Source organism: Luteimonas sp. KH_071, from assembly GCF_057838005.1.
Genome location: NZ_CM174458.1, coordinates 2,492,898 through 2,516,961, shown reverse-complemented (window position 1 = coordinate 2,516,961; position 24,064 = coordinate 2,492,898). Strand labels below are relative to the sequence as shown.

Annotated in this window: 25 protein-coding genes; 9 read left to right on the top strand and 16 right to left on the bottom strand. The window is 68.2% G+C overall.

The window, feature by feature from the left end:
• Positions 1 to 46: 46 nt before the first annotated feature.
• From AC3IRM_RS11585 to miaB, 5 genes are all read right to left on the bottom strand, one after another.
• Positions 47 to 1,264, bottom strand: coding sequence for a lipoprotein N-acyltransferase Lnb domain-containing protein (locus AC3IRM_RS11585; protein ID WP_489203298.1), 1,218 nt, complete (start codon positions 1,262 to 1,264; stop codon positions 47 to 49).
• The gene (locus AC3IRM_RS11580) at positions 1,251 to 2,120 is read right to left on the bottom strand and encodes a CorC family transporter (protein WP_489203297.1); all 870 of its coding nucleotides are present in this window, start codon (positions 2,118 to 2,120) and stop codon (positions 1,251 to 1,253) included. Before AC3IRM_RS11580 ends, AC3IRM_RS11585 begins: the two co-directional genes overlap by 14 nt.
• A gap of 73 nt (positions 2,121 to 2,193) precedes the next feature.
• The gene (gene ybeY / locus AC3IRM_RS11575; protein WP_489203296.1) at positions 2,194 to 2,682 is read right to left on the bottom strand and encodes an rRNA maturation RNase YbeY; all 489 of its coding nucleotides are present in this window, start codon (positions 2,680 to 2,682) and stop codon (positions 2,194 to 2,196) included.
• Positions 2,679 to 3,665 carry a PhoH family protein gene (locus AC3IRM_RS11570; protein WP_489203295.1) on the bottom strand — a complete coding sequence of 329 codons (987 nt, stop codon included), beginning with the start codon at positions 3,663 to 3,665 and terminating at the stop codon, positions 2,679 to 2,681. Before AC3IRM_RS11570 ends, ybeY begins: the two co-directional genes overlap by 4 nt.
• Positions 3,666 to 3,743: 78 nt before the next feature.
• The gene (gene miaB, locus AC3IRM_RS11565; RefSeq protein ID WP_489203294.1) at positions 3,744 to 5,159 is read right to left on the bottom strand and encodes a tRNA (N6-isopentenyl adenosine(37)-C2)-methylthiotransferase MiaB; all 1,416 of its coding nucleotides are present in this window, start codon (positions 5,157 to 5,159) and stop codon (positions 3,744 to 3,746) included.
• A gap of 167 nt (positions 5,160 to 5,326) precedes the next feature.
• Between miaB and AC3IRM_RS11560 the strand changes: the two genes are divergently transcribed.
• From AC3IRM_RS11560 to AC3IRM_RS11535, 6 genes are all read left to right on the top strand, one after another.
• Entirely contained in the window at positions 5,327 to 6,283 is a 957-nt protein-coding gene (locus tag AC3IRM_RS11560) for a lytic transglycosylase domain-containing protein (protein WP_489203293.1), read from the top strand.
• Between the two features lie 160 nt (positions 6,284 to 6,443).
• Positions 6,444 to 7,079, top strand: coding sequence for a ubiquinol-cytochrome c reductase iron-sulfur subunit (gene petA, locus AC3IRM_RS11555; protein ID WP_489203292.1), 636 nt, complete (start codon positions 6,444 to 6,446; stop codon positions 7,077 to 7,079).
• Positions 7,079 to 8,338, top strand: a complete 1,260-nt coding sequence (locus tag AC3IRM_RS11550; RefSeq protein ID WP_489203291.1) for a cytochrome b — start codon at positions 7,079 to 7,081, stop codon at positions 8,336 to 8,338. The genes petA and AC3IRM_RS11550 overlap by 1 nt, the downstream gene beginning before the upstream one ends.
• Positions 8,331 to 9,089: a cytochrome c1 gene (locus AC3IRM_RS11545; RefSeq protein ID WP_489203290.1), complete on the top strand. Its 759-nt coding sequence runs from the start codon at positions 8,331 to 8,333 to the stop codon at positions 9,087 to 9,089. The genes AC3IRM_RS11550 and AC3IRM_RS11545 overlap by 8 nt, the downstream gene beginning before the upstream one ends.
• A 181-nt stretch (positions 9,090 to 9,270) precedes the next feature.
• Entirely contained in the window at positions 9,271 to 9,891 is a 621-nt protein-coding gene (locus AC3IRM_RS11540; RefSeq protein WP_310155478.1) for a glutathione S-transferase N-terminal domain-containing protein, read from the top strand.
• A 67-nt stretch (positions 9,892 to 9,958) separates the two neighbouring features.
• Positions 9,959 to 10,447, top strand: coding sequence for a ClpXP protease specificity-enhancing factor (locus tag AC3IRM_RS11535; protein WP_489203289.1), 489 nt, complete (start codon positions 9,959 to 9,961; stop codon positions 10,445 to 10,447).
• Between the two features lie 57 nt (positions 10,448 to 10,504).
• Here the strand turns inward: AC3IRM_RS11535 and AC3IRM_RS11530 are convergent, their stop codons facing one another.
• On the bottom strand, positions 10,505 to 10,816 hold the full coding sequence (locus tag AC3IRM_RS11530) for a DUF3301 domain-containing protein (RefSeq protein WP_489203288.1): 312 nt from the start codon (positions 10,814 to 10,816) through the stop codon (positions 10,505 to 10,507).
• On the opposite strand from AC3IRM_RS11530, the gene AC3IRM_RS11525 reads away from it, so the two are divergent.
• A complete protein-coding gene (locus AC3IRM_RS11525) occupies positions 10,815 to 10,994 on the top strand; it encodes a hypothetical protein (RefSeq protein ID WP_489203287.1) in 180 nt (59 codons plus the stop codon). The two genes, AC3IRM_RS11530 and AC3IRM_RS11525, sit on opposite strands and share 2 nt — an antisense overlap.
• 50 nt (positions 10,995 to 11,044) lie before the next feature.
• Here the strand turns inward: AC3IRM_RS11525 and nadC are convergent, their stop codons facing one another.
• Both nadC and AC3IRM_RS11515 read right to left on the bottom strand, forming a co-directional pair.
• The gene (nadC, locus tag AC3IRM_RS11520) at positions 11,045 to 11,917 is read right to left on the bottom strand and encodes a carboxylating nicotinate-nucleotide diphosphorylase (RefSeq protein WP_489203286.1); all 873 of its coding nucleotides are present in this window, start codon (positions 11,915 to 11,917) and stop codon (positions 11,045 to 11,047) included.
• Positions 11,914 to 12,183, bottom strand: a complete 270-nt coding sequence (locus AC3IRM_RS11515; protein WP_489203285.1) for a Trm112 family protein — start codon at positions 12,181 to 12,183, stop codon at positions 11,914 to 11,916. Before AC3IRM_RS11515 ends, nadC begins: the two co-directional genes overlap by 4 nt.
• 123 nt (positions 12,184 to 12,306) lie before the next feature.
• Between AC3IRM_RS11515 and purE the strand changes: the two genes are divergently transcribed.
• Positions 12,307 to 12,810 carry a 5-(carboxyamino)imidazole ribonucleotide mutase gene (purE, locus tag AC3IRM_RS11510; protein ID WP_489203284.1) on the top strand — a complete coding sequence of 168 codons (504 nt, stop codon included), beginning with the start codon at positions 12,307 to 12,309 and terminating at the stop codon, positions 12,808 to 12,810.
• A 79-nt stretch (positions 12,811 to 12,889) separates the two neighbouring features.
• Complete coding sequence (locus tag AC3IRM_RS11505) at positions 12,890 to 14,035, top strand: 5-(carboxyamino)imidazole ribonucleotide synthase (protein WP_489203283.1); 1,146 nt, start codon at positions 12,890 to 12,892, stop codon at positions 14,033 to 14,035.
• A gap of 54 nt (positions 14,036 to 14,089) precedes the next feature.
• Here AC3IRM_RS11505 and AC3IRM_RS11500 read toward each other — a convergent pair whose 3' ends face one another.
• From AC3IRM_RS11500 to AC3IRM_RS11465, 8 genes are all read right to left on the bottom strand, one after another.
• Positions 14,090 to 14,509, bottom strand: a complete 420-nt coding sequence (locus AC3IRM_RS11500; RefSeq protein ID WP_489203282.1) for a VOC family protein — start codon at positions 14,507 to 14,509, stop codon at positions 14,090 to 14,092.
• A gap of 276 nt (positions 14,510 to 14,785) precedes the next feature.
• Entirely contained in the window at positions 14,786 to 15,589 is an 804-nt protein-coding gene (locus tag AC3IRM_RS11495; protein WP_489203281.1) for a heme ABC transporter ATP-binding protein, read from the bottom strand.
• A complete protein-coding gene (locus AC3IRM_RS11490) occupies positions 15,586 to 16,641 on the bottom strand; it encodes a FecCD family ABC transporter permease (protein WP_489203280.1) in 1,056 nt (351 codons plus the stop codon). The genes AC3IRM_RS11495 and AC3IRM_RS11490 overlap by 4 nt, the downstream gene beginning before the upstream one ends.
• Positions 16,638 to 17,684 carry a heme/hemin ABC transporter substrate-binding protein gene (locus AC3IRM_RS11485; protein WP_489203279.1) on the bottom strand — a complete coding sequence of 349 codons (1,047 nt, stop codon included), beginning with the start codon at positions 17,682 to 17,684 and terminating at the stop codon, positions 16,638 to 16,640. The genes AC3IRM_RS11490 and AC3IRM_RS11485 overlap by 4 nt, the downstream gene beginning before the upstream one ends.
• A 67-nt stretch (positions 17,685 to 17,751) precedes the next feature.
• Positions 17,752 to 19,134 (bottom strand): Vgb family protein, encoded by a 1,383-nt coding sequence (locus tag AC3IRM_RS11480; RefSeq protein ID WP_489203278.1) that lies wholly within the window; start codon positions 19,132 to 19,134, stop codon positions 17,752 to 17,754.
• A gap of 98 nt (positions 19,135 to 19,232) precedes the next feature.
• Positions 19,233 to 20,558 (bottom strand): class I SAM-dependent methyltransferase, encoded by a 1,326-nt coding sequence (locus AC3IRM_RS11475; protein WP_489203277.1) that lies wholly within the window; start codon positions 20,556 to 20,558, stop codon positions 19,233 to 19,235.
• Positions 20,555 to 21,586 carry an alpha/beta hydrolase gene (locus AC3IRM_RS11470; RefSeq protein ID WP_489203276.1) on the bottom strand — a complete coding sequence of 344 codons (1,032 nt, stop codon included), beginning with the start codon at positions 21,584 to 21,586 and terminating at the stop codon, positions 20,555 to 20,557. The genes AC3IRM_RS11475 and AC3IRM_RS11470 overlap by 4 nt, the downstream gene beginning before the upstream one ends.
• 125 nt (positions 21,587 to 21,711) lie before the next feature.
• Positions 21,712 to 23,988: a TonB-dependent siderophore receptor gene (locus AC3IRM_RS11465; protein WP_489203275.1), complete on the bottom strand. Its 2,277-nt coding sequence runs from the start codon at positions 23,986 to 23,988 to the stop codon at positions 21,712 to 21,714.
• Between the last annotated feature and the right edge of the window lie 76 nt (positions 23,989 to 24,064).

The window sequence follows — 24,064 nt, the reverse complement described above, 5'->3', positions numbered from 1 at the left end:
CGCGATGGGGCTTTCCCGGGAAGAGCCGCCGCGCGCAAGCGCGCTCCTACACGGCTCGCCGCTTGCGGAACGCGCACCACAACGCCACGTGCGCCGGCATCAGCAACGACAGCCACGCGGCATTGCGCTGCGGCAGCACCGGCAGCCAGTGCAGGAACAGCGCGGCGATTCCGCATAGCAGCACGGTGGCCAGCACCCAGCCGAACAACGCACCCGGCGCGCGGCCGCGTGCGATGCGCCAGCCGCCGGGCAGCAGCAGCAGGCACAGCGGATTGAACAGCAGCAAATTGTGGTTGCGCCAGGCAAAGCCGTGTTCGGTGCCCAGCCACAGGAACAGCATCACGCCGCCGAGCAGGGCGCTGACCGTCCAGAACGGCAAGGCGATCGTCGCCAATGCACGCGGCGCGAAACGACCGGCGACGAGGATGGCGACGCCCAGTGCCAGGCCGGCCACCAGCCACGGCCACAGCAGGCGCGCGCGCTCGACAGGTTCCGGGGCCTGCGTGTGCGGGACGATGATCTGCTCGCCCGACACCAGTGGACGTCCATCGACGTTGCGCGCGCTGCGCAGTGCGTCGGCCAGCCGCATCGGCACGAAGGCGTCTTCCCACAAGGCGTTCGGTCGATCCGCGGACGGGCCCAGGCCGATGTCGAAACCCAGCCACATCCACGGCGCAGGCGAGGCCAGCCGTACCGCATCGCCCCTATAGGTGTTGCCGCGCGATCGGCCCTGCAGCTGGCTGCGCAGCGCGCCGCCGAGCGTGGTGTCGATGGCGTCGCGCACGCGGGTGGAGCAGTTGTCGGTGAAGTAGTCGTAGCGGTAGTGCGCGTTCTCGGGCTTCGCGTTCTCGGCCAGCGCCGCGGCGAGCGTACGCGCCTGCACCGGGTCGAGATCCAGCCACTGGATCGACACGCCGCGGCCGACGTCGCGGTAGTAGGCGAGATCGTCGGCCAGCGGCAGGGCGGCGAGCATGTAGCGCATGTCGCCGCGGATGAAGCGCGGCACGAAGTCCGGCTCGTTCGGATCGAAGAATCCGAAGTTGTACGACAGCGGTACCGGCTCGGCGGGATCGTCGACGACCAGTGCGTTGTGGCCGAAACGTTCGAAGAACACGTCGCCCGGCTGCATCGTCGCCACGCCGATGCGCGGCGCCCCGCCGTCCTGCGCAGTTGCGACCAACGGCGACAGCACCAGGCACAGCAGCAGGGCCAGCGCACGCGCGAACACGTGTATCGGCCCGGGCAGCAGGTTAGGCTTCGGCATGCACGCTGACGTGCAGCGCATGCAGGCGCCGCGAGTCGGCATCGGTCACGCGGAACGCGAAGCGGCCCAGCGTGAGTTCCTCGCCGACCTCGGGCAGATGCCCGATCGCACCGGTGATCACGCCCCCGATTGTGTCGTATTCGGCATCGTCGAAATCGGAGCCGAAGCGCTCGTTGAAATCCGAGATCGGGGTCAGTGCGCTGACCGCGAACTGGCCGTCGGCCTGGGCAGAGATCAGGGCGTTCGGATCCTCGGCATCGTCGTGTTCGTCGTCGATCTCGCCGACGATTTCCTCGAGGACATCCTCGATCGTCACCAGGCCGCCGACACCGCCGTATTCGTCGATGACGATCGCCATGTGGTTGCGTGACAGGCGGAACTCACGCAGCAGCACGTTGAGCTTCTTGGATTCGGGAATCAGCACCGCCGGACGCAGCAGCTCGTGGATCGAGCCGGGGCCGTTGTCGGCCACGACACCGCGCAGCAGATCCTTGGCCAGCAGAATGCCGAGAATCTCGTCCTTGTCGTCGCCGTGTACCGGGAAACGCGAATGGCCGGACTCGACGACCTGCTTCATCAGTTCGAGAAACGGTGCATCGGCGGGCAGCGCGACCATCTGTGCGCGCGGGACCATCACGTCGCCGACGGTCTTGCTGGAAATGCCCAGTGCGCCTTCGAACATGCGCAGCGTATCGGCATCGATCAGGCCGTCGGCGTGGGTGTCGCGGAGCAGTTCCACGAGGTCCTCGCGGTTGCTCGGCTCACCGGAAATCGCGGAACTCAGGCGCTCGAGCCAGCCGCGGCGGCGCTCCTGGGGTTCGGGGGCGGGGGAAGGTCGACTGTCGTCCTCGGACATGGCGTGGTGCTTGTTCGCAAATCGCCCGGATGGGCCTTGTTTGGAGTCTATCAGGCCGCTGTTGCGGCGCCTGTCAGCGCAGCTCGCCGGCGTAGGGGTCGTCGATGCCGAGGCCCGCTAGGATCTCGCGCTCCAGCTGCTCCATCGCCTCGGCGTCCTTGTCGTCCTCGTGATCCCAGCCCAGCAGATGCAGCGCGCCATGGACGGTGAGATGCGCGTAATGCGCATTCAAGGACTTGGCCTGTTCTGCGGCCTCGCGCGCGACAACCGGTGCGCACAGCACCAGATCGCCGAGCAGCGGCAGATGGAACCCTTCGGGCAGGCCCTCCGGCAGGTCGGCGGGGAAGCTCAGCACGTTGGTCGCGTAGTCCTTGCCGCGGTAATGACGGTTCAGCGCGCGACCCTCGTCCTCGTCGACGATCCGGATCGCCAGATCCGCCTCGCGGATGCGCCCGGCCAGTGCGGCGGCCGACCATTTCCGGAAACTCGCCGCAGCAGGCAGGCCTTTGCGCGGCAGTGCATAGCCGATCGCGACATCGAGGCGGGTGGGGCCTTGCGTCATACGCGCGCCGCCGGGCCGGTGGCCGTGTCGGCCGCGTCGCGCCGCTCGTAGGCGGTGACGATGCGCGCGACCAGTGGATGACGCACGACATCGCGCGCTTCGAAGAACGTGAAGCTGACGCCCTCGACCTCGTGCAGCACTTCGATCGCATCGCGCAGGCCGGATTTCACATGCTTGGGCAGATCGATCTGGGTGAGGTCGCCGGTCACGACCGCGGTCGATCCGAAACCCAGCCGGGTCAGGAACATCTTCATCTGCTCGATCGTGGTGTTCTGCGCCTCGTCGAGAATCACGAACGCATCGTTGAGCGTGCGGCCGCGCATGTAGGCCAGCGGTGCGATCTCGATGACGTTGCGTTCCAGCAGTTTGGCCACTTTCTCCACGCCGAGCATCTCGTAGAGCGCGTCGTAGAGCGGGCGCAGATAGGGATCGACCTTCTGGGTGAGATCGCCGGGCAGGAAGCCGAGCTTCTCGCCGGCCTCGACCGCAGGCCGTACCAGGATCAACCGCTGGACCTTGGCCTCGTTGAGCGCCTCGACCGCCATCGCCACGGCGAGGAAGGTCTTGCCGGTACCCGCCGGTCCGACGCCGAAATTGATGTCGTGGCCGGTGATCTTGTGCAGATACTTGGCCTGGTTCGCACCACGCCCGCGGATGGTGCCGCGTTTGACCCGCACCGAGACCTCCTGCGGCGTGTAGTCCTCATCCACGTTCGCCGGGCTCAGCCGCAGGTTGATCGCATGGCTGTCGAGCACCTCGCCCTCGCTCTCTGCATACAACGCCTTGAGCAGCTTCTCGGTGCGGTCGAGCATGGTCTCGTCGCGCCCGGTGACGCGGAAGATGTTGCCGCGGTTGGCGATCTCCACGCCCAGGCGCAGCTCGATCTGGCGCAGATGGCCGTCGAAGGGGCCGGCGAGATTGGACAGGCGCTCGGAGTCCGCGGGCTCGAGCAGGAAGGTACGTTCGGGCAGTGTGCTGGTCATGGCGCGGATTCTAGCGAGGGCCGCGATGCGCGGACGTGTAAGAGGTCCCGCGACCCGGTGCGGCCGTATCCGTGTGGTTCAGCGGGTTTCGCGCAGCACGATCCGGCCGCGCAGCGAATTACTCAATGCGGCGGTGATTTCGACATCGACGAACTGGCCGATCAGGCGCGCCGGTGCCGGGAAGTTCACCGAACGCATGTTCTCGGTCTTGCCGGTCAATTCGGCCGGATCCTTGCGGGACGGGCCTTCGACCAGCACGGTCTGCACGCTGCCGACCATGCGTTCGGAAATCCCGGTGGCATAGGCATTGATATGTGCCTGCAGACGCGACAGTCGCGCGTGCTTTTCTTCCTGGGTCACCGAATCCTCGAGATCCGAGGCAGGCGTGCCGGGCCGCCGCGAGTAGATGAAGGAGAACGACTGGTCGAAGCCGACGTCCTCGATCAGCTTCATCGTCTTCTCGAAATCCGCCTCGGTTTCGCCGGGAAAGCCGACGATGAAATCGGAGCTGATCGAAATGTCAGGACGCACTGCACGCAGCTTGCGGATCTTCTGTTTGAACTCGAGCGCGGTGTAGCCGCGCTTCATCGCCGACAGGATCCGGTCGCTGCCGGACTGCACCGGCAGATGCAGGTAGTTCGCCAGTTGCGGCACATCGCGATAGGCCTCGACCAGCGAGTCGGAGAACTCCAGCGGGTGCGAGGTGGTGAAGCGGATGCGGTCGACGCCGTCGATCTCGGCGATGGTGCGGATCAGCAGGCCGAGGTCCGCGATCTCGCCGTCGCCCATCGGGCCGCGGTAGGCGTTGACGTTCTGGCCCAGCAGATTGATCTCGCGCACGCCCTGGCTGGCCAGTTGCACGACCTCGACGAGCACGTCCTCGAACGGCCGGCTGACTTCCTCACCGCGCGTGTAGGGCACCACGCAGAACGAGCAGTACTTCGAACAGCCTTCCATGATCGACACGAACGCGCTCGGGCCTTCGGCGCGCGGCTCGGGCAGGCGGTCGAACTTCTCGATTTCCGGAAAGCTGATGTCGACCTGCGGCAGGCCGGTCTCGCGCTTGGCGCGGATCAGTTCGGGCAGGCGATGCAGGGTCTGCGGGCCGAACACCAGGTCCACGAAGGGCGCGCGCTTGACGATCGCCTCGCCCTCCTGCGAGGCCACGCAGCCGCCGACGCCGATCAGCACCGGCTTGCCGTCTTTCTTCAGTGCCTTCCAGCGGCCCAGTTGGCTGAAGACCTTCTCCTGCGCCTTCTCGCGGATGGAGCAGGTGTTGACGAGGACGACATCCGCTTCCTCGACGTTGTCGGTCAGCTCCAGGCCATCGCTGGCCGCGAGCACGTCGGCCATCTTGGCCGAGTCGTACTCGTTCATCTGGCAGCCGTGGGTCTGGATGAAGAGTTTTCCCCGCGGTGCAGGGGCAGGCGAGGCAGCGGCGACAGAGAGGTCGGAAACAGGCGCGCTCGGCGCCGCAGAAACGGTCTGGGTCATGGCGTGTCCGGGGCGCGGCGTTGAGTCCGGGCCGGATGGCTGGAATGGGGCGGGCAGTGTACCGGCAAGCGCACCACCCGCGTCCGTGTGCGCGCATCCGAGCGCCGGTGGCACCTTTCACAATCAAGGGCTTGGCAACCGGCGCCGAACATCGGACACTCCGCATCGTGAAACGGGGATGGGGACTCATCGCGGTACTCGGTCTGCTGGCGGCCTTTCCGGTTGCCGGCAGTACGCTGTATCGCTGCGATTCCGGCGACGGCATCCCGCAGTACGTCAGCAAGCGCGTGAGCGGCGCCAGCTGCCGGCTCGTCAGCAGTGCGCCTGCAGCGCCGCGTTCCAGCGGCACGCGCGCATCGCGCCCGGCAGCCGCAACGCCCACGCCCGCCGCGGCACCGGCAAATATCGACAGTGGCGCGCCCGCGACCTTCATGGGCGTCACGCCCGCATCCGCAACCGCACCGGTCAAGCCGGTGGCCGCCGCCACCGCAGCGCCGACGCCGCGACCGGCTCCTCGGCCGCAGCAGGGCAGCAACCAGCGGCGTTTGCAGCAGGGTCAGGTCTATTCGTATGTGAAGGATGGCGTGCGCCACTACAGCAGCAGCCGCCCGGCCGGTGGCGCCCAGGTCGCCGCGGTCCGCACGATCCGCTACAGCTTCTTCGAGACCTGCTACGCCTGCGGCGCGGCGCCGGGCGTGAACTTCGGCAACGTGCGGCTCAACGAGAACGCCTATCGTGACGAAGTCGCGCGCGCGTCTCGCGAATTCGGGGTCGAGGAAGCGATCGTCCGCGCGATCATGCATGCCGAGTCCGCGTTCAACCCCAATGCGCTCTCGCGCGCCGGCGCCCAGGGGCTGATGCAGCTGATGCCGGCCACCGCAGCGCGTTTCGGTGTGGTCAACGCGTTCGATCCCGAGCAGAACATCCGCGGCGGCGTCGAGTACCTCGCATGGCTGCTGAAGCGTTTCAACGGGGATCTCACCCTTGCCGCGGCTGGTTACAACGCCGGCGAAGGCGCTGTGCAGCGCCACGGCGGCGTGCCGCCGTATGCCGAGACCCAGCGTTACGTGGTCCGGGTCGGCACGCTGGCGGACCGGTATCGTGGGCAACTCGCCAGTCGCTGAGTCGCGGCCTGCACGTGGCGACGGTAAATCGATTGTCGGTCGATTCAGCGTTCCGTTACACTCGGGCTTCTCTATATATATGCGGCCATCCGTCCTGTTCGGGCGAAACGGTCCGTGGCAGCCAGTACGCAACAGCTACCGAAAGAGGGCGGGGTACCGGATGGTCGATGAAGCGGTGAGCGGGCCTGGTGGGGATGGTCCAGTCAATGAGGGGCGGCGTCGGTTCCTGACCGCCAGTACCCTCGTCGTGGGAGCGGTGGGCGCAGGCGTGACCGCGATCCCGTTCATCAAGTCATGGAATCCAAGCGCCCGGGCCAAGCTCGCCGGTGCGCCCGTGACCGTGGACATCAGCGCGCTGCAGGAGGGCCAGCGGCTGGTGGCCGAATGGCGCGGACAGCCGATCTGGGTCGTGAAGCGCTCCAAGGCGATCCTCGAAGCGCTGCCGACGCTCGACGGCATGCTCAAGGATCCCGAATCCGGGAATCCGGATCAGCAGCCGGCATACGTGCTGGAGGCGAACCCCGAGCTGCGCTCGATCAAGGCTGACATCTCGGTGCTGGTCGGTCTGTGCACGCATCTGGGCTGTGCGCCGGAAATGGTCGCCGAGATCCGTCCGGCGCCGTTCGACGCCAACTGGAAGGGCGGCTACTTCTGCCCCTGCCACAAGTCGAAGTTCGACATGGCCGGCCGTGTCTACGACGGCGTGCCCGCCCCGACGAACCTGCTCGTGCCGCCGCACCACTATGCCGACGACAACACGCTCGTCATCGGCGTCGATCCGGAGGGAGCCGTCTGATGGCCAACGTCCTCGTCCGCGGCGCCAACGGCGTCTTCAACTGGGTCACCGAGCGGGCACCGGCTTTGATGCCGATGTACCGCAAGCACATGACCGAGTACTACGCGCCGAAGAATTTCAATATCTGGTACATCTTCGGCGTGCTGTCGCTGGTGGTGCTGGTCAACCAGATCCTGACCGGCATCTTCCTGACGATGCACTACAAGCCCAGCGCGACGGAAGCCTTCGCCTCGGTCGAATACATCATGCGCGACGTGGAGTGGGGCTGGCTGATCCGCTACATGCACTCCACCGGCGCGTCGCTCTTCTTCATCGTGGTCTACATCCACATGTTCCGCGGCCTGATGTACGGCAGTTACAAGAAGCCGCGCGAGCTGGTGTGGATCCTCGGCATGCTGATCTACCTGGTACTGATGGCCGAGGCTTTCCTCGGTTACGTGCTGCCGTGGGGCCAGATGTCGTTCTGGGGCGCGAAGGTCATCATCTCGTTGTTCGGCGCGATTCCGGTGATCGGCAACGGGCTGACCGAGTGGATCATGGGCGACTACCTGCCCTCCGACGCCACGCTCAACCGCTTCTTCGCCCTGCACGTGATCGCGTTGCCGCTCGTGCTGCTGCTGCTGGTCGTGCTGCACCTGGGTGCGCTGCACGAGGTGGGTTCGAACAATCCGGAAGGCGTTGACATCAAGAAGGGCCCGAAGGGGAACCGCTGGTCGGAGACCGCGCCCGCAGATGGCATCCCGTTCCATCCGTACTACACGGTCAAGGACGGCTTCTACGTCTGCTGCTTCCTGATCATCGCGGCCTTCATCATCTTCTTCGCGCCGGCGTTCGGCGGCTGGTTCCTCGAGCACGACAACTTCACCGAGGCCAATCGCCTGGTCACGCCCGAGCACATCAAGCCGGTCTGGTACTACACGCCCTACTACGCGATGTTGCGCGTGGTGCCGCACAAGCTCAGTGGCGTGCTGGTGATGTTCGGCGCGATCGCGATCCTGTTCCTGGTGCCGTGGCTGGACCGCTGCAAGGTGCGCTCGCATCGCTACCGCGGCCCGATCACGAAGATCATGCTCGCGATGCTGGTCGTGTGCTTCGTCTGGCTGGGCAAGATCGGCGCCGGTCCCGGTACCGATCCGGTCGAGACGATCATCGGCCGCGTTCTGACGTTCCTCTATTTCGCGTTCTTCATCACGATGCCGGTCTGGACCAAGCTCGACCGGACCAAGGCAGTTCCGGAACGGGTGACGATGCATGACTGACCACGCCTTCGCCCGCATGTTCTTTGCGCGCATCGCCACCGCTCTCGCCGGCCTGCTGCTGTCGTTCGGCGCTTTGGCCGCTGCCGGTGGCCCGGTCGAGCAGGCCGGCACCGACATCGGTGACCGCGCTTCGCTGCAGCGCGGCGCGCAGCTCTACATGAACTACTGCGCCGGCTGCCACTCGCTGAAATTCATGCGCTACTCGCGTATGGCCGAGGACCTGGGCCTGACCGAGGACGAGGTGATGAACAACCTCAACCTCACCGGCGCGGCCTACGGCGAGCACATCGTGTCGTCGATGACCGCCGAGCACGGCGCGCAGTGGTTCGGCCAGGCGCCGCCAGATCTCAGCCTGATCACCCGCGTGCGTGGCAGCGACTGGGTCTTCACCTACCTCAAGTCGTTCTACCTCGACGAAAGCCGTCCGCTGGGCTGGAACAACACGCTGTTCCCGAACGCATCGATGCCCAACCCGCTGTGGGAGATGCAGGGCCTGCAGCGTCCGGTGCACGGCGAAGTCGACGACACCGGCGAGCCTGTGGTGGCGCATCTGGAACTGGGCACGCCCGGCAGCCAGGATGCGCGCCAGTTCGACCAGACCGTTCGCGACATCACGGCGTTTCTGGAATATGCCGGCGAACCGGCCGCGCTCAAGCGGCAGCAGCTTGGCGTCTGGGTGCTGCTGTTCCTGACGCTGTTGACCTTTCTGGCGTGGCTGCTGAAACAGGAATACTGGCGCGACGTCCACTGATCGATTGCGCCTGTGGCTCCGGCCCCAGGCGTTCCAGCGAGCCGCCCGGCCATTGCTGTCCGGCGCAGGGAAATGCGAGACTCGAAAGAACCGCGATAACCGTCTGCGAGCAGCAGTCGGCGTCACCGGGCTGGCGGACTCCAGCCTCCGGACAGGCCGGGCGACGGCCGTGGGTGCATTCATGCGAAACGTGCTGACGCTGTTTTCTTCTGTCGATGATGTGCTGTGTCACCGTGCGCGCCTAGTACTGGCCGCCAAGGGCGTGAACTACGACATGGTCCCGGTGGATGCCCAGAATCCTCCCGAGGATCTGATCGATCTCAACCCCTACCACTCCGTGCCGACCCTGGTGGAGCGCGATCTGGTGCTCTATGCCGCCAGCGTGGTCAGCGAGTATCTCGACGAGCGCTATCCGCATCCGCCGCTGATGCCGGTCGACCCGTTGTCGCGTGCGCGCCTGCGCCTGGCGATGCTGCGTATCGAGCATGACTGGGTGCCGCAGGTGCAGGCCATCCAGATGGGCAACAAGGCCCAGGCCGAGAGCGGCCGCAAGCGGCTGAAGGAACTGGTCACCGCGGCGGTGCCGCTGTTCAAGGCCAGCAAGTTTTTCCTCAACACGGAAATGAGCCTCGCCGACTGCGCGGTGGCGCCGATCGTCTGGCGCCTGCAGGCGCTCGACATCCCGCTGCCCAAGGATGGCGGCAAGGCGATCGAGGACTACGGCAACCGGATTTTCCGGAGCCCCGGCTTTGTCCGCAGCCTCACGCCGCAGGAGCGGCAGCTGCGCGCGCTGCCCGAATAAACCGCGATGCCCGTTGTGTTCAGCCCTGTACGTCTGAACGACGGTATGACCGGATAAACTGTCGCGCATGACGGACAGCACACCCCCGATGACCAGCCATCGCCCGTACTTGCTGCGGGCGCTCTACGAGTGGATTGCCGACAACGGCATGACGCCGCACATCCTCGTCGATGCGCGGCAGCCGGGCGTGCGCGTGCCAGCGCATGCGGTCAAGGATGGTCGTATCGTGCTCAACGTCGCCGACCGCGCGGTCGGCCGTCTGGAAATGGACAACGACAGCGTCCGGTTCTCCGCACGGTTCGGTGGTGTCAGCCAGTCGGTGATGGTGCCGGTGGGCGCGGTACTCGCCATCTATGCGCGTGAAACCGGGCAGGGGATGGCACTGCCGGAGGAGATCGTCGGGTCAGGCGAAGTCCGCGACGACGCGGAAGAAAGCGCGCCTTCCCTGCATGCCGTGGAAGACGACGGCAACGGCGATGCTGGTGGCCCCGATGATCCGCCGGATGGAGATACGCCGCCCGAACCGCGTCGCGGACATCTGCGGGTCGTGAAGTAGCGGCGGAGCCTCTGCAAATTCAGTTCGTCCAGGGCGATTGCCCTGGTCCCCCGGCGCTCAGTTCGTCCAGTGGATCGGCACTGGCTGCGGGCGGGTCGGGCCGCTGAAGGCGACCAGCTGTTCGCCGCGCAGCACCAGATGTCCGATATGGCGCTGCACACCGTCCTCCGAATATTCGAAGCGGAAGCTGCGCTCGATGCGCAGACGGCCATCGTCGCCGCGGCGCAGCCGCATGGAGTGCGCGTGGACCGCCTGATCCAGCCATTGCACGCCTGCGCGTTCGCAGGCATCGCGCCCGAGTTGTCCGGCGCGCTCGGCGGCTGCGCGCGCGCTGCTCCACCACTGGAATGCAGCGAACGCAGCCAGCATGACGAAGATCATTGTCGGAAAGTCGGGCATGCGCGAACTGTGGCGGCGGCAGCGCGTGGTTACAAGTGCGGGCGCGGCGATGCCTGCATTGGCGCGCATCCAGGGGCTTGGCGCGAACGGTGATTTCCGTCGGCTCGTCGTCGACGCGTCGGTGCGCCATCGAATCGGCATTTCGTGAGACGCAAGATTCAGCGGCCGCGTTGCAAAACGTTCGCGCGCGCGTGGCGGTCAGCCCGGCGGCGGGCCGAGCTTGAGTGACAGATCGATGGCGTGGACATGCTTGGTGAGCCCGCCGATCGAGACGAAGTCCACGCCGTCCTCGGCGATCGCGCGCAGACCATCGAGATCCACACTGCCCGAGACTTCCAGCGGAATGCGTCCGTCGTAGGGCGCGGCGCGGGCAATGCGCACGGCTTCGCGGCGCGTTGCGGCATCGAAGTCGTCGATCAGCACGCGGGTGCAGCCCGCATCGAGCGCAGCGCGCAGTTCGTCCAGCGTTTCCACTTCGATCACCAGCGGCAGGCGCGGAGAATGTGCCCGTGCGGACTCGACCGCCGCTGCAATGCCGCCGGCCGCGCGCACGTGGTTTTCCTTGAGCATCACCGTGTCGTAGAGCCCGATGCGATGGTTGTACCCACCGCCGACACGCACCGCGTACTTCTGCGCCAACCGCAGGCCCGGCAGGGTCTTGCGGGTGTCGAAGATGCGCGTGCCGGTGCCGTAAACAGCGGCGACGTGGCGCGCGGTAGTGCTCGCCGTCGCGCTCAGTGTCTGCATGAAGTTGAGCGAGGTGCGCTCCGCGCTGACCAGCGTGCGGGCACGTCCCTGCAGGGTCGCGAGCACGGTGCCTGCGGTGACGTGCGCACCCTCGGCCACGCGCCAGTCGATGCGCACGTCAGGATCGAGCGCGCGATGGCAGGCATCGAACCAGGGGCGCCCGCAGACCACGGCGTCTTCCTTGCACAGCAGATAGGCGACGTCGTCGTGATCGGGCAGCAGCGCCGCGGTGACGTCGCCACTGCCGATGTCCTCGGCGAGCGCGGTCGCGACGTTGGCCGCGACCGCCGCGTGCGGAATATCGAAGCGGTCGGGTCCGCTCATGCCTTCGGGAAGTCGGGAATCTGCCCAGTGGCAATGGCTTCCTCGACCAGCAGCACCGGAATGCCGTCGTCGACGCGGTAGACACGCTTGCGATCATGGGTGATCAGCGCTTCGCGCACCGGGCCGGCCTGCGCGGCGCCGTCTTCGCGGCGCGCCGAGCCCGCGGCAATGGCTGCATTGAGCGCATCGAGTCCCGCTGCATCGAGCAGCGCGAGCGGCTGGCGGCTGGCGGGGCAGACGAGAATATCGAGCAGCTTGCGGTCCATGGGCGGTCTTGTGCGGGCGTGGTGAGCGGACCGGAAGGGTAGCATTCGGCCTCGGGCTGCCGCTGCACGCGCACGATGCGGCCGGGACGGATAAAATGCGTCTTTGTGGCCGGGGACCCCCTAATGACCGCCAGTTCCGTACCGCCGAAGGTCGGCATCGTGATGGGATCGCGATCCGACTGGGACACGATGCAGCACGCCGCGCAGAAGCTCGAACAGCTCGGCGTGTCCCACGAAGTCCGCGTGGTGTCCGCCCATCGAACGCCCGACGTGCTGTTCGAATATGCGGCCAGCGCGCAGTCGCGCGGCCTGCGCGCGATCATCGCCGGTGCCGGCGGCGCGGCGCATCTGCCGGGCATGCTGGCGTCGAAGACCGCGGTGCCGGTGCTCGGCGTGCCGGTGCAGTCCAAGGCGCTCAACGGCATGGATTCGCTGCTGTCGATCGTGCAGATGCCAGCCGGCATCCCGGTGGCGACGTTCGCGATCGGCAATGCGGGCGCCGCCAATGCGGCGCTGTTCGCGGCGGCGATGCTCGCGGCCGACGACGCGACGGTGGCCGCTGCGCTGGCCGAGTTCCGCCAGCGTCAGACTGACGACGTCGTCGGCAACGACGACCCGCGGCGGTGAGTGTCGGAACTGACGCGCGGCTCTTCTGCTTCCCCCGTGAGCGGGGGAGGACTTTCGCATCGCTTGATCGGACACACGCATGACCACCGTTGGAATTCTGGGCGGCGGTCAGCTCGCCCGCATGCTCGCGCTGTCGGGCGCGCCGCTGGGTCTGCGGTTCCTGGTGATGGATACCGCAGACGATGCCTGCGCGGGCCAGTTCGCACCGCTGCTGGTGGGTGACTACCGCGACGAGGCGGCGCTGGCCGAACTCGCCGCCAGGGTAGACGTCGCGACCTTCGATTTCGAAAACGTGCCGGCCGAGAGCGCGCACTGGCTCGCCGAGCGCGTACCGGTGTTTCCCAACCCCGGCGCGCTGGCGCTGACCCAGGACCGGCTCGCCGAGAAGACACTGTTCCGCGAACTCGATATTCCGGTGCCGGATTTCGCGGACGTCGCCACGCGCGTGCAGCTCGACGATGCGGTCGCCCGCATCGGCACGCCGTGCATCCTCAAGACGCGGCGGCTGGGGTACGACGGCAAGGGCCAGTTCCGGATCAAGTCGACGGCGGATGTCGATGCGGCGTGGGATGCGCTCGGCGCGCAGGCCGACACGGTGGGCCTGATCCTCGAGGGCTTCGTCGCGTTCCAGCGCGAACTTAGCGTCGTGGCCGTGCGTGGTCGTGATGGCGAATTCCGCGCCTGGCCGCTGACCGAGAACTGGCATGTCGACGGCGTGCTGTCGGCGAGCCTGGCGCCTGCGCGCGTCGATGCCTCGCTGCATACGACCGCGCTGTCGCATGCGCGCGCGATCGCCGAGCGTCTGGGCTACGTGGGTGTGTTCGCGCTCGAACTGTTCTGCCGCGACGGCGAACTGCTCGCCAACGAACTCGCGCCGCGCGTCCACAACTCCGGCCACTGGACGATCGAGGGCGCCGAGACCTCGCAGTTCCAGAACCATCTGCGTGCGGTGCTGGGCCTGCCGCTCGGCGACACCGCCGTGCGGGGCGTGGCCAGCATGCTCAACTGGATCGGCGAGATGCCTGATGCCGCGCCGGTGCTGTCGGCGGCGGGCGGGCACTGGCACGACTACGGCAAGCAATCGCGTGATGGTCGCAAGGTCGGCCACGCGACGCTGCGCGCCGACGAGGCCGAGGCACTGGCGCAGCGGCTGGCGGATGTCGGCGAAGCGCTGGGCCGCCAGGCGCAGGTGGCGCCGGTGGTGGCGCGTCTGCGCGACGCTTGATCGCTTGTGTGGGCGCGCGCTCGCGCGCGAGCGCGCACCCACAGGGTCAGAACCTCAGGCAGACCAAGGGTCGTAGCTGCCGAACCACCACAGGTGGCCTTCCGGGTCGCGACAGGAATAGCCGCGGCCGCCGTAGGGCTGGTCGGCGATGTCCTGCACGATTTCGGCGCCCGCGGCCTTCGCGCGTACGTAGTGCGCATCCGGGTCGGCGACGACGACACAGGGACTCTGCGTGGTGCGGCCACCGATGTCGCGCGGCTGGGTGATCAGATCGCCCCACGTGCTGTCGCGCTGCGTCGAGCCGAGCATCAGCATGCCGCCGCCGAACACCAGTTGCGCGTGGTGGACGGTCGGGCCCTCGGCGTGGACGGCCTGCACCTCGAAGCCGAAGGCATCGCACAGCCAGTCGATCATGTGCGGGGCGTCGTCGTAGCGCAGGCAGGGAATGATGGTGGAACCGGCGGACGTGGGCATCGCGGGCCTCCGGGACGGGATGCGTCGGATCGGGCGGGGGTGACCCGATGATGCGCTGGGGGGCGAAAGACGCCAAGTGAAGCGCATCGCGCGATCGGACGCTGGATCGCGAAGAACACCCTCACCCCAACCGCTCTCCCGGAAGAGGGGCTCTGATGCCGCAGCCTGGCGCAGGCCGAGCGACGGATACCGTCCTGTGCTGGTGCATGGCGAAACGCACCGCGTGGCCGAGAATTGAATAGTTCGCGACCAATCAGTCGCGCAGAGCGGGTGAACTCAATTCGCCGAACGCGGATCGTCGCTGACGACCAGCGGCACGCCGCGGGTCGGGTGTTCGAGCACCAGCACCGGCTGCGCGTAGACACGCTCGATCGTCGCCTGGGTCAGCACCTCGCGCGGGCTGCCGTCGGCGGCTACGCGGCCGCCATGCAGCATCACGATGCGGTCGGCGTGACCGGCGGCCAGATTCAGATCGTGCAGCACGACGATCACGCAGGCGCCGTCGTCGGCCAGACCACGTGCGATGCGCAGCACGGCTTCCTGGTGCTGCAGGTCGAGCGCGGCGGTGGGTTCGTCGAGGAAGACGACGGGTGTGGTCTGCGCCAGCACGCGGGCGAACGCGGTGCGCGAGGCTTCACCGCCGGACAGCGTCTGCACGTCGCGGCCTTCGAAATGCACCACGTCGGCCGAGGTGAGCGCTGCATCGACGATGCGGCCGTCTGCGTCCGGATCGGGTGCATGCGGCAGCCGGCCCATCGCGACGACTTCGCGCACGCTGAAGCCGAAACGCACGGCGTGATCCTGCGGCAGCACGCTGCGCTCGCGGGCGAGTGGTCGCGCCTTCCAGTCGCGCAGTTCGGCGCCCGACAGGCGCACGCGGCCGGCGGCCGGCACGAGATCGCCGCTGGCGACCGCGAGCAGGGTCGACTTGCCGGCGCCGTTGGGGCCGACCAGTGCGGTCAGCGTGCCGCGCGCGAAGCGCAGATCGACCGCGTCGAGAATCGCGCGGCCGTCGATGCGCACGCTCACGCCGTCGAGCGCGAGCACGTCCTGCCCAGCGTCGGCGGCGTCGTGGCTCATGCGGCGCCCTTGCGACGGAGCACCAGCCACAGGAAGAACGGCGCACCGAGCGCGGCCGAGAACAGGCCGAGCGGAATTTCCGACGGCGGATCGAGACTGCGTGCGGCGGTGTCGGCGACGACGATCAGCAGGCCGCCGGCGACCGCCGACAGCGGGATCAGCCAGCGGTGGCCCGGGCCTGCGAGCAGGCGCACGAAATGCGGCACGACGAGACCGACGAACCCGACCACGCCGGCGAACGCGACCGCCGAGCCGACCAGCAAGGCGCAGACCGCGATCAGCATCAGCCGTGCGCGTTTGACGTCCAGACCGATGTGCTGCGCCTGGCGCTCGCCGAGCGCGAGCATGTCGAGCGGCGTGGCGAGCGCGCGCAGCGCCACCGCGCCGAGCGCGAAGGCGGGCAGGGCGGCCAGCATCGAATTCCAGTTCGCCATCGCCAGCGAACCCATCTGCCAGAACACCAGCGACTGCAGCTCGTCGGCATCGGCGATATAGGTGAAGAAGCCGATCGCCGCCGAACATGCGGCCGCGATCGCGATGCCGACCAGCAGCAGGGTCGCGGTGCCGGTGCCGCGGTCGGGCCGGGCGAGCACATAGATCAGCGTCGTCGTTGCAGCGCCGCCCAGGAACGCGGCGACCGGAATCGTCCAGGCGCCGAATGCGGTCGCGCCGATCACGATCGCGGCGACCGCGCCGAGCGCCGCGCCGTGGGTCACGCCGACGATGCCGGGGTCGGCCAGCGGATTGCCGAACAGGCCCTGCAGACCGGCGCCGGCCATCGCCAGTGACGCGCCGACGATCACCGCCAGCAGCGCACGCGGCACGCGCAGGTTCCACACCACCGAGATGTCGCGCTGGCTCAAGCTTCCGGCATCGGCCAGGCCCAGCTTGTGTGCGATCACGTGGATCACGTCGCCCGGCGGAATGCGCAGCGGACCGATGCCGAACGACAGCACGATCAGGACCACCAGCAGCGCCAGCATGCCGACGAACAACAGCCCGCCCGGCGGTCGCCGGACGAGGCCTGTGCGTCGTGCCGCGGCGCCGCTCATGCGCCGGGCGCGGCGTCGAGTTCGGCGGCCAGGGTGGACAGCGCCTGTGCCAGTGCGACCGCGCCGGCGCCGCCGCCGATGCTGCTCACCTTGAGCTGCGTATCGGGCATCACCCACACGCGGTTGGCGAAACCGGCGGGCGTCTGCGCCAGCGACGGATACGCCTTCCACAGGCCGTCGGCGCCGCCGAACACGCGCAGGTCGTCTTCGCTGACGAGGATCACCTCCGGCTCGACGGCGACGATGCCCTCGTTGCTGAGCTGGGAGTAGTTGGACACCTTGGCTTCGTCGCCGACATTGATGCCGCCGGCCAGGCGGATCAGCACCGCGGCAGCGGTGTCGGCACCGCCCACGGTCGGGGCACCGCCGCCACCGGTCGCGGAAATGTGGATCACGCGCGGCTTGCGCGTATGGGTGGCCGCGATGCGCGCGGCCTCGTCGAGCTGTTGCTGCACCTGCGTGGCGAGCTGCTCGCCTTCGTCGGCATGGCCGAACACCGCCGCGAGCTTGCGCACCTTGTCGGGGATCGGCTGCAGCTCGTCGACGATCACCAGCGTCTGTCCGGCGTCGCGCAGCGGCTGCGCGAGCTTGCCGTGGCGGCGCAGGCTGTTGCCGACGAACAGGGTGCCGTCGAGGCTGAGGATGCCTTCGACGCCCGTCGTTCGGTTGAACAGGAAATGGTGTTGCGCATTGCGGCCGGTCTCGGTGACGGCGTTGGTCGGCGCCGCGAACACCTGGTCGGACAGGCCCAGCGAATCCATGACCATCACGATGTCGTCGTTGCCGACGATCGTGCGCGCGGTGTCGGTGACCGTCACCTCGACGCCGTCGTCGGAACGCACGGTGACGGGCAGATCCTGCTGCGAACGCGCGACGCGTGGAATGTCGGTGCCGGCGATGCGCAACCAGCCGTCGGGCAAGGCGGCTTCATCGGCCTGCACGGATGCATCGCCGGACGGTGCCACCTCGGGCGCCGGCGCACACGCCGCCAGCGCGCAGGCGAGGGTGAGAATCAGCGGGACATGGACGCGGCGTGCGGACATCTTCAATTCCATCGCGGCAAAAAAAAGCAGCGGCCGGACCGGGTCCGGCCGCTGCGAGGCACCGATTTTAGTTGGTTTTCGGCGTGATCCGACGGATCTGGTCGCCGTCGACATCCTCGGCGCCGCGCGACTTGTTGATCGCGTACACCGTGCCGTTGCCGACCGGCAGCACATGGTTGGGGAACGTGCCGCCGTCGAGATTGGCGACGATGGTGCCGTTCGCGTCCACGGCGGTGATCGTGCCGGCGCCGCGGCTCGCGACATAGGCGAGCTGGCTGTGCGGATCGAACGCGACATACACCGCGCCCGCGCCCACGTAGACGTCGTGCAGCACTTCGCCGGTGTCGGCGTTGGCGATCACCAGGTTGTCGCTGCCCTGCGCCGTGACGTAGAGGCGGCGGCCCACGGGATCGATCGCGACACCGATGCCGCCATTGATCGTGGGGAAGCGGAACATCCTGTCCACTGCGCCGGTGGCGCCATCGAGCACCACCACCTCACCGGTCGACAGGCCCACCGAATAGAGCTTGCCGCCCACCGGATCGACGGTCAGCGCCATCGGACCGAATTCCTCGCCGCGCACTTCCGAAGGCACCGTCAGGTCCTGCACCACCTCGAGCGTCTTCGCATCGAAAGCCACGAACTTGCCGCCACCGAAACCGCTGGCCCACACGCGGTTGTCCCTGGTGTCCACGACGATGTCGCGGCCGTGCGGGAGCACGCCCTTGTCGAACTGTTTGACCAGCGACAGGTCCGACTGGCGATACACGGCCACCGAGTCGTCACGGGTGTTGGTCACCCAGACGTTGCCGTTGGCGTCGTCGACGGCGATGCCATAGACCGCGTAGACGCGACCGTCGGTCTGGCCTTCGATCTGCGCCGGGGTCACGCGCGCGGTGATCTCCAGCGTCTCCGGATCGAGCTTGAGCAGCTCCGACTGGGTGACCGGCGGCCGGCCGACCGCGGCCGTGACGAACAGCGCGTTCGACGCCTGGCTGTGCGCGACCTGGTACAGGCCCTGCACCAGCTTGTTGGTGGTCACGTCATAGCGCTCGGCGCCCGACAGCGGCACGTCTTTGGAGACCTTCATTTCGATCACGGCGGCGGCATCCGGGTTGGCGACGCGCACGACCACCGGGTGGCGACCGACGGCCGCGTCGGCCGGCACCTGGACCTGGCCGCTGACCCGGCCCTCGGCATCGGCTGTCCACGGACTGGCATTGAGCACGCTCTCGCCGCGCAGCAGCGTCACCGCCTGGCCGGGCTTGAAGCCCTGGCCGGTCATGTCGACCGAATCACCGGCCTTGATCACCGGGCTGGCGGCGCGCACGGCGCCCTTGAAGTCGGGATCCGGCTGGCCGAAGTCCTGCGCACCCGCGGCGCCGACGGCGGCGCACAGGGCGATGGACAGCGCGGCAAGGCGCAGACGACGCGAGGACAGCTTTTGCATGACGAACTCCTGGAGCGTGGATTTGACCGGCGTTGCGTATCGCCGGAAGGACTCGGTGCGACGAGCGGGGACAGCGTGGGCTGGAAGAGCGATATGGGTCATCGCGGCACCTGGCGTACAGCGGCGGACCCGATCGCCGGCAACAGCGCCAGTGCGGGAACGCCGGGAAGTGGAGACAGTTGACGCGCCAGCGCGTCGGCCGAAGTGTCGCGGCTGGCCGGCAGGCAGGCATGCGCGAAGCCGGCCCACGTCAGCGCCTGCAGCGCCTGGTTGAGCAGGCCGGGCGTCGCGTCGTAAGGCGCCAGCGTCCGCAGCGTCGCGAACGATTGCGGGCCCTGCGCCAATGCGTCGAGCACCGGCGCGAAGAGTTCGCGGGCGCCGGTCACCGGGCCGATACGCGTGTCGAAGCGCAGATCGCCGGTGAGCGCCGCCGGCGCGCCGGGCAGGGCGGCGAACACCAGCGCATCGAGTGCGTCGAGATGCGCGGCGTCGTCGAGCCGCTGTGCGCCGCGCTGGAACAGATCGCGGCGCAGGCTCTGGTTGCGGGCGAGATCGCGTGCGGTTTCGGCCAGAGGTCCGGGCGGCAGCGTCCGCACCCGTGCCTGCAGCGCGCCGGGGATCGACAGCGCATCGATGTTCTCGATCGGCGTCGCGCTTCCGAGAAAACCGCAGCTCACGTCGGCGAACGCGCGGATCACGTCGGCGACGTGCTGCGGCTGCCAGTGCGCGCCGAGGAATTCGTGGGCGATGTAGCCGGCGGGCTCGCGTTCCATCGCATCGAGCTGGCGCGCCGCGCCCGGATGTTCGGCGAAGAACCCGGCACCGCCGTCGGCGAGATCGCGCAGCAGCGACAGTGCCGCGCCGACGCGCGCTGGCGCATCGCCTTCGAGATGGCGGCCGGCCTCGTACAGCAGACGCTGCGCGCCCTGCAGCTGCGACGCGCCGGGATGGCTCATGTAGCCGAGTTCGAGCAGGCTGCCGGGCGCGAGGCGGCGCTCCACGATGTCGAGGATCGCCTTGCGCACCGCATCCGACACCCAGGCCCACAGCCCGTGCGAGACGATGAAGTCGAAGGATTCACCGCTGTCCGTCGCGTACTCGAGGAGGTGGGCGTGGACGAATTCGAGATTGGCCAGGCCCGCACGTTCGGCGATGCCGCGGGCGCGGGCGATCTGCGCCGCATTCGCATCGACGGCGGTGAACCGCCCCGACGGATTGCAGGCCGCGGCGACCAGCGCGGTGAGCCCGGCGCCACTGCCGAGCTCGCACCAGCGATAGGGCCGCGCAGGATCGGGCGCGCGGAAACCCAGCGCCGTGGCGGTGGCGTGCAGCCACGCCGGCATCTGTTCGCGATGGAAATGCATCGGGTAGGCGGCATCGGTATCCGCCACATAGCCGTCGATGTCCATCGCGACCGCGCTCACCGGTTCGGGTCCACGCCGTCGGCGCGGCTGGGGGTGTCGCTGTGGTCGGCAATGCCGGTGACCGCGTGCAGCGCCCACATCAGCGACGCGCGGAACATCGGGCCGTGGGTCAGCGCGGGGAACTCGCGGTATTCGACCTGCAGGCCGTCGACGTCCGACAGCCGCTGCGCGAGCTTTTCAGCCGAGTCCGCCGGCGCCGCCTGGATCCGGCGCAGGTGCACCTGCACGCGCGGATCCGACAGGTCGCGGTGCGTGACCTCGCGCTCGCCCTGGCCGAGGCCGAGCAGCACGCGGGCGTGACGGCCGGCGTTGTGTTCGACGAAGCGCTGCTCCGGTGCGCCCAACATGGCGCCGTCACCCCACCACAGCGACGGGCTGCCGGCGGCATAGGTGTCGAACGCGCCGGTGCGGGTGTAGAGCACATGCAGCGCGAACAGGCCTGCCAGCGAATGGCCCCACAGCGTCTGCTGCGCCGGGTCGGTCGCGACGCGGCGCTCGACTTCGGGTCGCACCTGCCGCTCGATGACTTCGAGCAGCGCATCCGCGCCGCCACCACCGGTGATCATGCCGCCCTCGCGCACCGGCCGCTCGCCGGCGAACGGCGTGTAGTCGCGCGTGCGCGCTTCCGAATCGATGCGCAGGTCGTTGGCGTAGCCGACGAACACCAGCGCATGCGGCACGGGCTGCGCGGCGAGTTCGGCCAGCAGCGCCTCGTCGAATTCGATCAGCGCGGCATTGCCGTCGAGCATCCAGAACGCGGGCCAACCGCCGTCGGGCGCCGCACCCTTCGGCGCCGCGATGTGGACGCGCCACGTCCGCTGTCCGTCGGCGCTGTGCACCTCGAATCGTTTGAACGCGTAATGCGACGAGGGCTGGCTGGCGACGGTCTCTCCGATCGACCGGGTCGGATCGCGCTGCTGCGCGGACGCGGCCTGGGGCACGGCCTGCAGCGCGAACAGCAGGCCGGCGGTCGCGGCGAGCGTGGCCAGGCGCAACGGGCGGGGGGCGGAGGATGTGCGAATAGGCATGCGGGGCATCGTGGCGTGCGGGGTTCCGATCTTCGTGCGACGGGCCGGATGCGTCCAGATCGTCAGGGAATGGAGGTCGGACCGGGGACGGTCCGGTCGGGTGCGGCCCCAGGGGCCGCGCTGCATCAGAAACCGATATTCATGCTGACGTAGTAGGACCGGCCCGGCTCGTTGTAGGTCGCCGCGCCCGCGTACTGGCTGTTCGACTCGCGGAACAGCCGCTTGTCGAGCAGGTTGTTGACGCCGCCGCCCAGGCTCACCGTCGGCGTGATGCGGTAGCGGGCACCGATGCCCCAGACGGTGTAGGGGTCGCGCACCTGGCGCACCGACACACAGTCGGCGCCTGCCTCGTCGCAGCGGTCGTCATTGTTGATGTCGCGCGTTGCCGGTTCCTGGCGGCCGTAGAACGTGCCGGTCAGCAGCAGCGACAGCGCTTCGGTGGCCTGCCAGTCGAGCGAGGTGTTGACGGTGTATTCCGGAATCACCGACAGCGGCTGCCCGGTCACCTTGTTCTCGTTCTCGATCATGTAGGTGACGTTGTTGTTCCACTTCAGCACGTTGCCGCGCTTGCCGATCAGTGGAATGTTGACGTTGCCCTCCAGTCCCGACACCACGGCCGCGGGCGCGTTCTCCCACTGGAAGATGCGCGCCGGCGGCACCGGCTGCGCGCCGGGGACGCCGGGCGTCTGCCCGACCGGCGTGAAGCCGGCGACCACCTTGTCCTTGTAGTCGTTGTGGAAGTAGGTCAGCGACGCATGGTGGCCGGAGACCGGCGCCCACTCGATGCCGATTTCCTTGTTGAGGCTGGTTTCCGCGTCGAGATCCGCGTTGCCGAGGACGTAGCAGCCCGAACCCAAGCTCGCGAAGTTGTCGGGGCAGCCGTTGCCCATCGTGTAGTACAGGTAGTTCGGATTGGACTGGTACAGGTTGGGCGCCTTGAATGCGCGCGCCACGCCGCCCTTGAGCTTGAGGTCCTCGCCCAGCGAGAACTGCACGTTGAGGCTGGGACTGGCGTTGTTGCCGAATTGGCTGTGGTGATCGAAGCGCACACCCGGCGTCACGATCCAGCGCTCGCCGGCGTAGATGTTGTCCTCGACGAACACAGCCGACGTCTGCGCATCGGCCTTGCCGCCGCCGCGGTCCGGGTCGAGGCCCGGGATGCCGCCGCCGTTGCCGCCCGATTGCGACACCGAATACGGGTCTTCCAGTTCGCTGTCGCGATGCTCGAAGCCGACCGTCCAGATGTGTTCGGTCGCGCCGATGGTCGTCGGCAGACTCACCTCGCCATCGACCGCGTAGTTGCGCAGGCGCGAGGTCGACGATGCGGTCGCGCTGCCGATCGAGCCTTCCGGTCCGCCGGCCAGGCCTTCGTTGAGGCGGGTGTTGTTGGTGCCTTCGAACGCGAGCGTGACGCGCGAGGACGCATCGCCCCAGCGGCCGCGATGGGTGACCGCGCCGCTGTTGCGGTACATGCGGTTGGTCTCGGCGCCCTGTTCGGCGAGCTCGGTGATCAGCGGCGTGCCGTCGAGGCTCACTGCGCGGTCGCCGGCAAAGATGTTGCCCTGTCGGCTGGTGCCGGCTTCGAACTCGACCACGTGCGCCTCGCTGATGTCCCAGCGCAGCAGGGCGTTGACGTCCTTGTTGCGCACGCCTTCGCGGCCGGCGGGCGGGGTCACGCCGGCATCAGTCAGGTAGTCGGCGTTGAGGTCGAGCGAATCGGCATCGGTCTTGTTGAGGTTGCCGTAGATGCGGAAAGACAGCGCGTCGGTCAGCGGGCCGCTCAGGGTCACGCCGGCGCGCTGGCTGCCGCCTTCCTCGCCGTGCTGCGGCACCTGGCCGAACAGACTCAGTGAACCGGTGAGATCGCCGGTCGGGCGCCTGGTGATGATGTTGACCACGCCGCCCGAGGCGCCGGAGCCGTAGCGTGCCGCTGCCGGGCCGCGCAGCACTTCGATGCGCTCGACCGCCTCGGCCGGCACCCAGTTGGTGTCGCCGCGGGTGTTGCGCTCGCCGCTGCGGCCCATGCGGATCGAATCGCGCGAGCCGACCGGCTTGCCGTCGACCAGGATCAGGGTGTTCTCCGGGCCCATGCCGCGCAGGTCGATCTGGCGGTTGTTGCCGTACTGCCCCGACGAGCTGTTCCCGGTGAGATTCACGCCCGGCATGGTGCGGATCAGCTCGGACAGATCGTTGGCCGGCGGGCGGCGCTCGATGTCTTCCACGGTGATGACCGAGGTGCCCAGCGCCTGCCGGGCGATGGCTTCGGCGGTGACGCGGACGGTATCGAGCTCCACGGCATCTCGGCTGGTTTCGTCGGACACGCTTTGCGCCAGCGCGGGGGCAGACAACAACAGGGCGATCGAGGCGGACAGGGCGGTGCGCTGCAGGGGGGCGGACGACATGCGGAAACTCCGGCGCTGGTAACTCGCCATGGCGGCGGCAGGCGGTGACTTGGGGAAGGGCGTCACTGGACGACGT